The sequence below is a fragment of the Phytoactinopolyspora halotolerans genome, from assembly GCF_010550675.1.
GTDB classification, from domain to species: Bacteria; Actinomycetota; Actinomycetes; order Jiangellales; family Jiangellaceae; genus Phytoactinopolyspora; species Phytoactinopolyspora halotolerans.
Genome location: NZ_JAAGOA010000019.1, coordinates 47,781 through 61,155 on the forward strand (window position 1 = coordinate 47,781; position 13,375 = coordinate 61,155).

General features: G+C 70.3%; 9 protein-coding genes. 6 read left to right on the forward strand and 3 right to left on the reverse strand.

What is annotated here, in order from left to right:
* Nucleotides 1-120: 120 nt before the first annotated feature.
* Nucleotides 121-567 carry an SCO2097 family morphological protein gene (locus tag G1H10_RS23215; RefSeq protein ID WP_163742272.1) on the forward strand — a complete coding sequence of 149 codons (447 nt, stop codon included), beginning with the start codon at nt 121-123 and terminating at the stop codon, nt 565-567.
* 406 nt (nt 568-973) lie between these two features.
* Here the strand turns inward: G1H10_RS23215 and G1H10_RS23220 are convergent, their stop codons facing one another.
* From G1H10_RS23220 to G1H10_RS23230, 3 genes are read right to left on the reverse strand one after another with little or no spacing between them, the layout of a single operon-like run.
* Entirely contained in the window at nt 974-3,319 is a 2,346-nt protein-coding gene (locus tag G1H10_RS23220; RefSeq protein WP_163742275.1) for a transglutaminase TgpA family protein, read from the reverse strand.
* Nucleotides 3,316-4,650, reverse strand: a complete 1,335-nt coding sequence (locus tag G1H10_RS23225; RefSeq protein WP_163742278.1) for a DUF58 domain-containing protein — start codon at nt 4,648-4,650, stop codon at nt 3,316-3,318. Before G1H10_RS23225 ends, G1H10_RS23220 begins: the two co-directional genes overlap by 4 nt.
* Nucleotides 4,651-4,656: 6 nt before the next feature.
* Nucleotides 4,657-5,598 carry an AAA family ATPase gene (locus G1H10_RS23230; protein ID WP_376778655.1) on the reverse strand — a complete coding sequence of 314 codons (942 nt, stop codon included), beginning with the start codon at nt 5,596-5,598 and terminating at the stop codon, nt 4,657-4,659.
* A gap of 1,215 nt (nt 5,599-6,813) precedes the next feature.
* Between G1H10_RS23230 and mraZ the strand changes: the two genes are divergently transcribed.
* From mraZ to G1H10_RS23255, 5 genes are all read left to right on the forward strand, one after another.
* Nucleotides 6,814-7,245, forward strand: coding sequence for a division/cell wall cluster transcriptional repressor MraZ (gene mraZ, locus G1H10_RS23235; RefSeq protein WP_163742283.1), 432 nt, complete (start codon nt 6,814-6,816; stop codon nt 7,243-7,245).
* A gap of 263 nt (nt 7,246-7,508) precedes the next feature.
* Nucleotides 7,509-8,597: a 16S rRNA (cytosine(1402)-N(4))-methyltransferase RsmH gene (rsmH, locus tag G1H10_RS23240; protein ID WP_163742286.1), complete on the forward strand. Its 1,089-nt coding sequence runs from the start codon at nt 7,509-7,511 to the stop codon at nt 8,595-8,597.
* A 2-nt stretch (nt 8,598-8,599) separates the two neighbouring features.
* Entirely contained in the window at nt 8,600-8,977 is a 378-nt protein-coding gene (gene ftsL, locus G1H10_RS23245; protein WP_163742289.1) for a cell division protein FtsL, read from the forward strand.
* A gap of 359 nt (nt 8,978-9,336) precedes the next feature.
* Nucleotides 9,337-11,364, forward strand: coding sequence for a penicillin-binding transpeptidase domain-containing protein (locus G1H10_RS23250; protein ID WP_163742292.1), 2,028 nt, complete (start codon nt 9,337-9,339; stop codon nt 11,362-11,364).
* A 107-nt stretch (nt 11,365-11,471) separates the two neighbouring features.
* On the forward strand, nt 11,472-13,274 hold the full coding sequence (locus G1H10_RS23255; RefSeq protein ID WP_163742295.1) for a Mur ligase family protein: 1,803 nt from the start codon (nt 11,472-11,474) through the stop codon (nt 13,272-13,274).
* Nucleotides 13,275-13,375: the final 101 nt, after the last annotated feature.

Consider the following 13,375-nt stretch of genomic DNA (forward strand, 5'->3'; position numbering starts at 1 on the left):
TTCTCCAGGCTCATATCGCTCTCTCCGTGACCCCGGCTTTTCCCCAGCGCTCAGTACGCATATGCTGGAGGGTACAGCAGGAAAGGCCCCAGATAGTCCGCGTTCGTTGGAGGGAATACGGTGCCTCTCTCCGATCATGAGCAGCGGCTGCTCGAGCAGATGGAGCAGGCGCTCCAGGCCGAGGATCCGAAGTTCGCCACCACGATGCGTGGCGCCGACATACGGCGACGCTATGTGCGTCGTACCGTGTGGGCGGGGATCTGTTTCGTCCTGGGCGTTGTGCTGTTGATGGCGGGCGCGCTGTTGTTCAGCACCAACGGTAACGAGATGCTTGTCCTGCCCATTGCCGGCTTCGTGGTCATGCTTGTGTCCGCATGGCTGGGGGTCACATCCTGGCGCCGTGCGCCGGAGGCGTCGGACGATGCAGACGTGCCAGACATCAGTCCCGGCTCGCCGCGTCGTCAGCGGCGAAGCGGCCGGTCCAAGGGGCCGAAGCATGATGGCACGTTCATGCAGAGGATGGAAGAGCGCTGGCGGAATCGTCGCGAGCGCGGCTACGGCAACTGATCTGATCGGCTGCGTGCAGCCGGGTTCTGGCGGCATCATTGCCTGCTGTCACTACGCGGACCCATTGGGGTTTGAGCTGTCCGCGCACTGCTGACGTCGTTGTGCGCGCGTCGTACGTGAATGTGGAGACGATCCGTGCTGCCGTCGGCAAGGCCAGGATGGAGCACGAGATACGTGCGGCGCTACCTGCCGTGACCCGTTGACATCGTGCGGCCGTCCGTGGCGGGATCCGTCGTCACCTGCGCGTTGCCGCTATGACGCGACCCCTACGCGGGTCGCGAGCGTCTGCCCATAGGTGCCGCCGTGCGCCTTACCAGGGTTTCTCGTGCTCTACCGGGTCTGGAGGCATGGTAGAGCACGAGAAAACCCACTTCACATGATCATTTAGGGCGTGGGTGAGGGTTGGCTAGCGGCGGAGGGCGGTGCGCAGGCGGCGGTCGAAGTAGGCGCGGGTTCGGTCGCCCGCGGTGTCGATCCGGTCCAGGCCGGAGGACGCCTTGCGGCTCAGCGACGCCCAGCCGTCTCGCAACGACGACGGCCAGAGGAACGCGCGGACCTGCCGGCGCAGCGGACGCGAACGCATGATGGTGCGGCACAGCATCGCCGTGTCCGCCCGCAGCCCGGCGACAGGTTCGGCCGAGCGGGAGTACCGCGACCGCTCCACCACCGAGACGAGATGGTCGAGCATCTCACGGCTCTCGTCCCACAACCCGGCGCCCGCCGCGACCGAGCGCCCGGCGGATCGCGGCGTGGCCGCGTCGTCCCAGCTCAATCCAGCGTCGCGGACCGTCTCCCGGAACTGAGCCCAGGCCGCCGCCGCGACATCCGCCGGATCGTCACCGGCCCGCGCCCACCGACGCCAGCTGCGCAGCCGGGCCAGGCCGGTCGGCACCAGCGCGAGTATCGCCGCTCCCAGCACGGCCGCGGCCACCACCCACGGCCAGCGACTCGCGCCATCGCCCGTGGACCCGACGCCACCCTCGAAGTCTCGGCCGCCGATCGGCGTCTCGGGGTCCTCGTTCGGCGCCGCCGTGGCGGTGGAGTCGGGCACGGGGGAGTTGTCCGACGGCGTCCGCTCGACCGGCTGGACCGTCCACGACGGCGCCGTTCCGGTCCGTCCCGCGGGTGTCGGCTCGAAGCGCACCCAGCCGACGCCGTCGAAGTAGAGCTCGGGCCAGGCATGCGAATCGTGCGAGCGCACCAGCCAGGTGTCGTTGCCCTCGTAGGTGCCGGGGGTGAACCCGACCGCGACCCGCGCCGGGATGCCCAGGTGACGGGCCATGATGGCCATCGTCGCGGCGAACTGCTCGCAGTATCCGGTGCGGTCGTTGAGGAAATCGGCGACGGCGCCGGCGGAGGTTCCAGGCTGCGTGGATGTGTCGTAGGTGAACTCCGGACCGCGGAACCACTCCTGCAGCGCGGCGGCGCGGCCGAAGTCGGTGTCCCGGTCGCGCGTCACCTCCTCCGCCAGCTCGGTGACGATCGGCGGCAGGTCGTCCGGGAGTTCCGTCGCGTCCGACAGGTCCGAGTCAGGCTCGTCGGCGTTGCGCAGCGTCTCCGCGTCGACGGTGACGTCGAGGCTGACCGCGGTGTACTCGGTGCCCAGCACGTCGTCGTCGGTGGAGACCACGTCGAGCGTGTCGTTGTCGTAGCGCCAGTCGCCGGCGATCTCGATCTCCTGCGCCGGGTAGGCCAGCGGCAACCAGCGCGAGCTGTAGTTGTCGGTGATCTCGAAGTCGAACTCGATCTCCGGCGGATCGTCCAGATCCATGCCGGGCGGGTCCGGCAGACCCTCGTTCACCCGCTGCGATTCCGGCACCGGCCGGTCCGAGGTCTGCCACACGTCGCCGTCGAACGAGTCGAGCGTCACGGTGCGGATGTAGTGCGGAGCGTCGTCGGATGCGCGATACCGCAGCACGTCGACGTTGTCCGGCCGGTTCAGGTTGCGCTGCAGGTCCAGGATCGGGTTGTCGGTGCGGATGGTCCGTCCGTCGCCGCCGCCCCCGCCGCTCCCGCGGCCCTGGACGAACCCGTCCGACAGGGCCGGTGCGGCGGCCGGGATGGTCACGGCGGCGATCAGGGCGAACGCGCCGACCCGTCGGCCGTTGCGGGCGAGAGCGTCGACACCGGGCAGGTCCTGGACGCCGCGCGGGCCGGACGGCGCGGCCACCCGGCCCCACGCGGCCACCCGGGCGCGGCTCTCGGTGAGCAACATCGCCAGGTAGGCGACCGCCGGCGCGATGAACCACCACCAGCCGATGTTGCCGCCCTCGACGGCGGCGGTGACCGCGTAGCACGCGGCGATCGGCGCGCCGGTCAGCACCGTGCGCTTCAGGCTGGCGGAGAACATGTCGATGAGCAGCGCGACGACGCCGGCCCCGCCGACCAGGAAGATCAGGACGCCGTCGGTCACCGGCACCGGGCTCGGCATGATGTTGATGGTTTCCGCACCCTCGCGGAAGACGAGTTCGAACCGCTCCGGCCAGGCGGTGCTGGGAAAGACGCCCATCCACGCCAGGTCCGCGGCGATCAGCAAGCCGAGCCACCACGTCAGCACCGCGATCTGAACCAGAGCTTCCAACCCGCCCGGGATCCGCAGCAGCCGCCCCAGATATCCGGTGGCCGTGACCAGCGCGATGGCAAGCGCGGCGGGCAGCAACCAGTCCCAGTCCTGAGTCAGCACCAGCAGCGGGAGCACGGAGACCAGGGCGGCCACGCCTCCCACCAGCGTCAACCGGCTGCTGTTGTTCATGCCGCGCCTTTCGTTGCCGGCCCGCCGGCACTCGTCGCCCGCCCGTCGTCACTCATCGCCGGCCCGCCGCCACGCTGCAGGCCCAGGCCTTCCCATACCGAGGCGAGGTGCTCGTTGCGGCCCGCCGTCACCACACTCCAGCCGCCGCGCCGCATGTTCTGCACCACCTCCGCCTGCCGGATCCGTTCTGCGTCCACGTTGGCCATGGTCGTCCAGGACGGGACGTCGAGCAGGATGGCCAGCGCGGCCGACGAACCCTGCCGCAGCCGGGCCACCATGTTCGCCTCCTCCGGATGCAGCCGCCCCAGCACGGCGATCAGCATCCCGCTGGCCGTGCCCGCCAGCATCTCCTGCCAGTGCGCCACCGACGTGTGCCGGCTCGCCGACACCACGGCGAGCCGGTCCAGCAGTGCCACGCGGGAGTCCGCGGCGTGGGCGGGGGAGCGGTGGTCCGTGTCGCCGGCGTGTGCGGCGTCGGCCGCGTCGGTGAACAGCTGCACCGAGTAGCCGCGTTCGGTCAGATGCACACCGATGGAGGCGGCCGCGCTCACCGCCCACTCCAGAGACGAGTCCGGCCCGTCGCCGATATGCCCGCCCAGGCGGGTGTCCAGCAGGATGCCGGCCCGGCTCTGCCAGGGCTGCTCCTCCCGGCGCACCATCAACTCTCCGTGGTGGGCGGTCGCGCGCCAGTGCACACGCCGCATGTCGTCGCCGTCCCGGTAGACGCGGATGGTGGCGTCCTCCTCGCCGGCGGTGGCGATCGCGCGCGGCCGGGTCTCGCCGCTGCCGCTCCACTCGCCGACGAGTCGTACGGCGGGCAACCGCCACACCGTGGGGGTGACCACCAGCGTGCCGACGTCGTCGAACGAACGACGCAGCTCGACCAGGCCGAACGGGTCGGTGACGCGGATCGCGAGCGGCCCGACCGGGTAGCGGCCGCGCATGGACGGCTGGATGGCGTAGGTGACCTCGCGCCGGAACCGGGACCAGACGTGGTCGAGGACGAAACGGGGGCGGCTGCCCAGCGTGTACGGAAGCGTGTCCTCGACCAGCACCACCCCGGTGGGGATGCGCGTGGCGTTGGACAGCTCCAGATGGACCGTCGCTCTGGAGCCGACCTGCACGCGCGACGGCTCGACGGTGCGGCTGGCGGCCAGCCGGACCCGGCTGCGTGCGGCGACCAGCAGGCTGGTGAGCGGCAGGATCAGCAGCAGGATGCCGACCCGGAGCAGATCACGCTGGCCGATGAGGACCGCCGACAGCGTGATGCCGCCGCCGAGGGAGACGAACGCCCAGCCACGCGTGGTGAGCCCCGAGAGGGATCGGCCCATCTGCTGTTACCGGCCCTCCGGCACAGGTACCTGACGGACGATGTCGGAGATGACCGCCGACGCCTCGCGGCGACCGATCTGCGCCTCCGCCGTCGGCAGCAGCCGGTGCGCGAGTACCGGTGCGGCGAGTGTCTGCAGGTCGTCGGGGAGGACGTAGTCGCGGCCGTCCAGCGCCGCCCACGCCTTGGCGGCGCGGACCAGGTGCAATGTGGCGCGTGGCGATGCGCCGAGCCGAAGCTCCGGGGAGGTGCGGGTAGCGCTGGTGATCGCGACGGCGTACTGCTTCACCGCGGACGACACGTAGACCGAGCGCACCAGCCCGATGAGCTTGCGCATGTGTGCCGCGTCGGTCACCGGCTCCAGGCTGTCCAGCCCGGTGTAGGAGCCGTGCGTGTCGATCATCTCGATCTCGTCCGAGACGGCGGGGTACCCCATGGAGAGGCGGACCATGAACCTGTCGCGCTGCGCCTCGGGCAGCGGGTAGGTCCCCTCCATCTCGATCGGGTTCTGGGTGGCGACCACCATGAACGGCGTGTCGAGCGGGTAGGTGGTGCCGTCGACGGTGACCTGGCGCTCTTCCATGCACTCGAGCAGGGCGGATTGCGTCTTGGGTGAGGCGCGGTTGATCTCGTCACCGACGACGACGTTGGCGAACACGCCGCCGGGCTTGAACTCGAACTCCCGGGTCTCCTGGTTGAACACCGACACCCCGGTGACGTCGCTGGGCATCAGGTCCGGCGTGAACTGGATGCGGCGGACCGAGCAGTCGATGGCGCGGGCGACCGACTTCGCCAGCATGGTCTTCCCGACACCGGGGACGTCCTCGATCAGCAGGTGGCCCTCGGCGAACAGCGTGGCCAGTGCCAGCTCTATGACGTCGGCCTTGCCCTCGATGACCCCGCCGATGGCGTTCTGCAACCGGTCCGCGGTGTCGGTGAGGTCGGCCAGGTCGAGCTCACCGGGACGATGGCCGTCCGGCTCGGCGGCACCGGCCGGTGGCGCGGGCGGCGGTCCGAGGTGGCTTTGGGTGACGGGATCTGGCACTGACGTCTCCTTCTCACCGGCGCCGCGAGCGGATGCAAGGCTTGCGCGCTCCACCGCGCCCCACTGTGGGGTGTTCTGTTCCACGAGTCTCGCAAATTGTGCGCCGATAAACGAGTCCGATGCTGCGCTCATCGTCGGCGGCGGCCTTACGGTTACCCACTTGCTCCCCTCGTGTACCACGGCCGGCTCCGCCGTATCGAGTTGCCGGCATCATCTGTCAGACGTACGGCAGGCGAAAAGAGTTGCATCCGGCGCATTCCGGATCGGCGCGCGGCGCCACCCGCCCGCGGGCTGAGCATGGCGTTCCTTGATGTGCGGTGTGGCGGCCTGCCGGCCGGTTGCACGTAGGCCGCCGAACGGCGGGAGTGAATCCGGGCCCCAAGCGGTCTGGACCAGTGCTCGCGACCTTCGGGCGGGCGTGCGGAACCGACTGCGGGCGGGGAACCGAACGACATAGTGGTTGTTCTGACGACCAGATTGTCGTTCCTTCGAGCGCGCGTTCCGCCCGATCGTGATCTTCCGGGCCGGGACTCGGCATCCGGTCACACGGCAGACCGCACGGTCGGTTCTGAGACCGCTCTTTCTCACACGGCAGACCGCACGGTCGGTTCTCAGCGTGTAACGAACGACAAAGCGGTCATCCCGGCGACCACAATGTCGTTCACCTCGCGTCCCCCACGATGCTCCACTCTCCTCACACGGCTCCGGTCGTGGTTCCCGCTCCCCGCCGTGGTCGGCGAGTTGTGGTGGGGTCGATGTGGGGTGGGGCGGTCAGTGGGGCGAATGGCCTCCTTGAGGCGGACGGGGCGGCCGGCGTGGGTCGATGTGGGGCGGGGCAGTCGACGCGGCGCGGGGCAGCGGAGGCGGGGCGGGGCAGCGGACGCGGGCGGAACGGTCGGTGTGGGGCGAGGTGGCGGGCGCGCGTCCGCCCCACCACTGCTCCACTCCTCACCCACTTTGCCCCACACCTCCCTGACCTCGGTGTTTGCCGACGCCGAAAGGTGAAGTGGGGGAGATCGTGGTGCTGACGGGGTCGTTTGTGGTTGCAAGTGGGGGAAAGTGGAGTAGAGTGGCGAGCAATGGAGCGAGAGTGGCCTAGCCGACGGGGAGGTGGGGCACATGTTCTTGGGCACCCACAACCCGCGCCTGGACGACAAGGGGCGGCTCTTCCTCCCGGCGAAGTTCCGAGAAGACCTGGCGGAGGGCGTAGTGATCACACGAGGGCAGGAGCGTTGCCTCTACGTGTGGCCGCGCGCCGAGTTCGTGCGGTTCACCGAGCAGCTCCGCGCGGCACCGTTCACCCACAAAGGCACTCGCGACTTCGCGCGGATGCTCGCCGCCGGCGCCAGCGACGAGGTGCCGGACAAGCAGGGGCGCATCACCATCCCGCCCGGCCTGCGGACGTACGCCGGCCTGGAGAAGGAGTGCACCGTCGTCGGCGCGATGACCCGCGTCGAGATCTGGTCCACCGAAGCCTGGGACACCTACCAGGCGGAGAAGGAACCCATGTTCGCCGACATCTCCGAGGAGGTACTGCCCGGCATCTTCTAACCGCCGACCAGCCGCGACCGAGTCCACGGCAATCCAGCCCACGCCGCCCCAGACCACGCTGTCTCGTGCAACGAGGTCTCCGGCCCGCTCACCACTGGCTGACGCACCTTCCCCGGCGCCAGGCAGTACCGACGAATCGACCAAGCACGAGCGGGCGGGGACCTGGTTGCACGAACCAGAAGGGACGCGACCAACAGATCGGCAGATGTCGGCGCAGCGACTCAACGGCGCGGCCGAAACGACAGGCGAGAACGGGGGTTCAGATGTCGGAGCGGGAAGCGCCGGGCGCGGAGCACGTGCCCGTGATGCTCGACCGGGTGGTCGAGCTCCTGGCGCCTGCTCTGCAGGAACCCGGCAGCATCGCCGTCGACGCGACACTCGGCCTGGGTGGGCACAGCGAAGCGTTGCTGCGCCGATGCCCGCAGTCGCACGTCATCGGTCTCGACCGGGACACTCAGGCGATCGAGGCGGCGACCCGTCGGCTCGACCCGTTCGGTGAGAGGTTCACCGCCGTCCACGCCGTCTACGACGAACTGGGCGCGGTGCTGGCCGATCGCGGCATCGACCAGGTGCAGGGCATCCTGTTCGACCTCGGCGTCTCGTCGTTGCAGCTCGACGAGTCCGACCGCGGCTTCTCCTACGCGCAGGACGCCTCACTGGACATGCGGATGGACCAGCAGTCGAGCGGTCCCACAGCAGCGGACGTGCTCAACACCTACCCGGCCGCGGATCTGACCCGGGTGCTGCGCGACTACGGCGAGGAGCGGTACGCCTCCCGCATCGCGTCCGCGATCGTCCGCGAGCGTGCCCGCGAACCGTTCAGAACCAGCGGACGCCTGGTCGAGCTGATCCGGGACTCGATCCCGGCCCCCGCACGGCGTACCGGAGGCAACCCGGCCAAGCGCACGTTCCAGGCGTTGCGGATCGAGGTGAACGGCGAGTTGGAGGCGCTGCGATCGGCATTGCCGGCCGCGATCGACGCGCTGGCGGTGGGCGGTCGCATCGTCTTCCTCGCCTACCACTCTCTTGAAGACCGGATGGTCAAACGCACCCTCGCTGCCGGAGCCGCGAGCACCGCGCCGCCGGGACTGCCGGTGGAGCTGCCCGAACACCGGCCGGTGCTGAAGCTGCTGACCAGAGGCGAGGCGCCGACGCCGGACGAGGTGGCGGCCAACCCGCGCGCAGGATCGGCACGGCTACGTGCGGCAGAGCGCGCGAGAAGCACGGAACCACGGTCGGCCGACACACGACGGCAGACCGAGTCGCCCCGGACGACGGAGAAGACACGGCCGTCCGGTGCATCGCCACCACCGGATGCACCGCGGGACGACAGAACACACGGGGAGGAATGACCATGAGCGCTGAGCGGGCACTGACCACGCCTGAAGCGGCCCGGCCAGGCACGCGCCGGACGCTACGCGTGCTGCCGGGCGTCGCGCGGACACCGCGGGCGCCATTTGTCGTTCTGATCCTGCTGGTGCTCGGCATCGGCCTGGTGGGGCTCCTGCTGCTGAACACGGCGCTGCAGCAAGGCTCGTTCGAGCTGGCCCGGCTGGAGGCGGAGACCACGGCCCTGCGGGACCGCGCGGAGATTCTGGCCAGCCAGGTCGCCGAGAAGGAGTCGCCGGCCGGACTCGCCGAGCGCGCCGAGGAACTGGGCATGGTACCGGCCGAAGATCTGGAGATCCTGGAGATCACCACGCCCCCGCCGGCCAACGGCGGTGACGAGTGAGAGAGCCGGACCCGCGCCGCTCCGGGCGTCGAGGGACCGGTGACCCGGGTGGCGGCGGCCGTTCTGGCCGTACCGCCGCGGGACAGCGGAGCGGTGGAAAGAACAACGGGCGCGGTGCCGACGCATCGGGGGGCAGGCGTTCGGCCGGTCCGGCGGCCGGCCAGGGTCGCAACGGCGGAAACGGCGGGAAGTCCGCGAACGGCGGGAGAGCCGCGAACGGCGGGAAGTCCGCGAACGGCGGGAGAGCCGCGAACGGCGGGAAGTCCGCGAACCGCGGGAAAACCACGAACGCCGCGAACGCGGGGAAGACCGGACGCGGATCGGCCTCCGGCAGCACAGGCGGCCGCGGCCGTGGCGGCGTGGCGCGCAACGCCGGCACGTCGGCCACACCGCAGCCGAAGCAACGGCCCGGATCGGATGCCGGCAAGTCGTCGTCGATCAAGCGCGCGGTCCGCACGACCCGTCCCACCTCCGCACGCACCCGCGCGTCGGCGACGCGCCAGCCGTCTGAGCGTGCGTCCGGCACGCCGGCACGTCCGCGCAAGCCGGCGAGCGCGCGCCTGACCAAGCCCGCAGCCGCCAGGCCCAAGCAGGCCCGGCCGGAACAGGCCAAGCCGAAAACGGCCAGGCAACGCCACAAGACGCCGCGGCTGTTCCGGATGGCCGATTCGCGCAAGCGGCTCAGAGTGCTGCTCGCCGGCCTGTGCGTGCTGATGTCGCTGTTCGCCGGCCGGCTGGTCCAGCTGCAAGGGCTGGACGCATCCACGTACATGCTGACGGCCAGCCAGATCGGCCGGAAGATGGTGCCGCTGCCGGCGGAACGCGGTGACATCGTCGACCGCAACGGTGAGCCGCTGGCGCGAGCCGTCGAGGCCTACAACGTCTTCGTCGATCAGACCCAGGTGACGAACCCGGCCGCGTACGCGCTCCAGCTGGAGACGGTGCTGGATCAGGACGCGGAAGCGTTGCAGGAACGGCTCACCGGCGAGGATCGGTTCGTCTACGTCGCCAAGGACGTCGGAGGGTCGACCTGGCGCGAGATCCAGGACATGGGCCTGTCCGGCCTCGACGCCGAGAACGCCGACGCGCGTGCCTACCCGGCGGGCCCGGTGGCGGGGAACGTGGTCGGCTTCCTCAGCTCCGACGGGACCCCGTTGGGTGGCCTGGAGCTCTCCCAGGAGAACACGCTGGCCGGGCAGGACGGCCGGATCGCGTACCGGGAGAGTCCCAGCGGCGAGCGCATCCCGACCGACGCGATGGCGCGCGAGGAGCCCGTGCCGGGCGAGAGCCTGGAGCTGACGATCGATCGGGACCTGCAGTGGTACGCGGAGGAGGTGCTGGCCGAGGCGGTGGACAACGCGAACGCCGACGGAGGCACGGCGGTGGTCCTGGAGCTCACCGGCGAGGCGAACGAGATCGCCGCGATCGCCAGCGCCCCATCGCTGGATCCGAACCACCCGGAGAAGACCGACGGGCCGGACCGCGGGAGCCGAGCCGTGGAGGAGGCCTACGAGCCGGGCTCGGTGTTCAAGCCGCTGACCATGGCCGCGATCCTCGAGGAGGGCGTGGCCGACGCGTCCACCACGCTGCCGGTCGCCGACAACATCCGGCGCAGCGGGCACACCATCCGGGACCACTACGGCCACCCGGAACAGGAGATGACGCTGGCCGGCATCCTCGCCAAGTCCAGCAACGTCGGCACGCTGCAGGTCGCGGAGGAGCTCGACGGCGAGACGTTCCGCGGGTACCTGGAGCGGTTCGGCATCGGCGAGGCCACCGGGATCGGCCTGCCGTCGGAGACGTCCGGGCGCCTGCCGTCGCTGGATGAATGGTCCCAGCTGACCCAGGACAACATCTCGTTCGGTCAAGGGGTCTCGGTGAACACCGTCCAGATGGCCTCGGCATACGCGACCATCGCCAACGGCGGTGTGCGGATCGATCCGACGCTCGTCTCGGCGACGGTCTCCGCCGACGGCGAACGGACGCCGACCGATCCGCGCGAACCCGACCGCGTGGTGAGCGAGGAGACGGCGGCCGAGGTGACCGCGATGATGGAAGCCGTCATGGGCGAGGGCGGAACCGGTCAGAAGGTCGCGCTGGACGGTTACCGCGTGGCCGGCAAGACCGGAACCGCGCAGCGTGTGGATCCGGAATGCGGCTGCTATTCGCAGTACAACGCGTCATTCATGGGATTCGCACCGGCGGACGATCCGCAGTACGTTGTCGCGGTGTCGCTGATGAACCCGCGCAACGGGAACTCGGGTAGTGGGCTGGCGGGTCCGGCGTTCGCGGATATCCTGCAGTTCGCCTTGGAGCGGGACGGCGTGGCGCCGTCGGAGGAGCCGGCGCCGGAGCTTCCGCTCTTCGCCGACGGCGTGGAGGAGTGAGAGGATCGTGTCTGGCATGGTCGGGGGGCGTTTGTGCGCGCGCGTGACGAGCCGACCCGGGGTGGGAATGCGACGGCACGAACCGACGGCGAGTAGATTTTGCTGCCGTGCCTGATTGGTCTGGTCCCCGTCCTCAGCAGCTCGCGCCGTTCAGATTGGCCGCGCTGCGCGATGTGCTGCCGCTTGGAGCCGTGCCGGAACAGGACGACATCACCGTCACCGGGGTCACCCATGACTCGCGCCAGGTGCGGGAGGGCGACCTTTACGTCGCGCTGCCTGGCGAGGTGACGCACGGCGCCCGGTTCCTGGACGACGCGGTACGTTCCGGGGCCGCGGCGGTGCTCACCGACGACGCCGGGGCCGGCCTGGCGGGCATGCGGCGGCAGACGAGCGGCGGCTGGCTCGGCCAGGTGCCGGTGATCGTGGTGGATCATCCGCGGCAGTGGCTGGGCGAGGTGTCCGCGGAGATCTACGGCCGGCCGTCCAAGGACCTGCTGATGCTGGGTGTGACCGGCACCAACGGGAAGACGACGACCGCCTACCTGCTGGCGGCCGGTCTGCGCCACGCCGGCATCCGGACCGGGTTGATCGGCACGGTGGAGACCCGGATCGGTGACGAGGTGGTGCGCAGCGTGCGGACCACCCCGGAGGCCACCGAGGTGCAGGCCCTCCTGGCCGTGATGCGGGAGCGCGGGATGCAGGCCTGCGTGATGGAGGTGTCCAGCCACGCGCTGGCATACGGGCGGGCGGACGCCATCCGGTTCGACGTCGCCGGGTTCACCAACCTCTCGCAGGACCATCTGGACTTCCACGCCGACCTGGAGGACTACTTCGCCACCAAGGCGCGGCTGTTCACGCCGCGGTACGCCAGACGGTCGGTGATCTGCGTCAACGACGAGTGGGGCCGACGCCTCGCCGCCCGTGTGGAGATCCCGCACGTGACCGTCGCAACGGTGACCGGCGCAGGCCCGGCCGATTGGGCGGCGGCGGCCGAGACCGAACAGTCCGCGGACGTGACCGGGACGAACCACTATGCACGCGCGGACGGCGCGCTCGCGGTGGGGGGCGATGACGCCGACGTCCCTGGCGACGACGGTGGCGTCACCCCGGTCGATGCGGGTAATACTCCAGGCAAGCCCGACGATGGACCGGGCGCGGCGCTGCGCCCGGAGACCGTCCTGGTCGCGGCGGATGGCCGGCGGATCCCGCTGCAGGTGCCGTTGCCGGGCGAATTCAACGTGGCGAACGCGGCGTTGGCGGTGACGATGCTCGCGGAGGCGGAGATCGATCCGCATATCGCGGCCGGCGGCGTGGCCCAGTGTTCTCAGGTGCCCGGCCGGATGGAACGCGTCTGGCCGCAGGCGGATTCGACGGACGCCCCCGCAGCCGCTGACGCCCCTACAGCCGCGGACGCCCCCACAGCCGCGGACGCCCCCATAGCTCTGGTCGATTACGCACATACGCCGGATGCCATCCAGAATGTCCTGCGGGCGTTGCGGCGCGACCGGCCGGCCTCGGGGCGGCTGATCGCCGTGATCGGTGCGGGCGGAGACCGTGATCGGGACAAGCGTCCGCTGATGGGCGCGGCGGCGGCCGCGGAGGCGGACGTGGTGGTGATCACGGACGACAACCCACGGTCGGAGGATCCGGCCGCGATCCGGGCCGCGGTGCTGGCAGGGACACAGAGCGTGCGCGACCAGGAACGTGCCGAGGTGATAGAGGTCGCTGGGCGGCGTGCGGCGATCACAGCGGCGCTGGAACAGGCGCGGGGAGGGACCGACACGGTGATCGTGCTCGGTAAGGGACACGAGCAAGGGCAGGAGATCGCAGGCACGGTGGAGCCATTCGACGATCGTGAGGTGCTCCGCGAGGAGCTGGACAACTGGGTGGAGGCGCGACGCGATGCCTAGGCGAAGCGGTCGTTGCCCGCGCTTTGCAATGCACACACCCACGCAACACAGCCACGTGCCGTTGCGTATAGGTGTGCATTGCAAAGCGGCTGCGGAGGATG

Excerpts from the sequence above, each read along its gene's own strand:
- G1H10_RS23225 (WP_163742278.1), bottom strand. The coding sequence starts at position 4,650 with ATGGGCCGATCCCTCTCGGGGCTCACCACGCGTGGCTGGGCGTTCGTC.
- mraZ (WP_163742283.1), top strand. The coding sequence starts at position 6,814 with ATGTTCTTGGGCACCCACAACCCGCGCCTGGACGACAAGGGGCGGCTC.
- G1H10_RS23220 (WP_163742275.1), bottom strand. The coding sequence starts at position 3,319 with ATGAACAACAGCAGCCGGTTGACGCTGGTGGGAGGCGTGGCCGCCCTG.
- rsmH (WP_163742286.1), top strand. The coding sequence starts at position 7,509 with ATGTCGGAGCGGGAAGCGCCGGGCGCGGAGCACGTGCCCGTGATGCTC.
- ftsL (WP_163742289.1), top strand. The coding sequence starts at position 8,600 with ATGAGCGCTGAGCGGGCACTGACCACGCCTGAAGCGGCCCGGCCAGGC.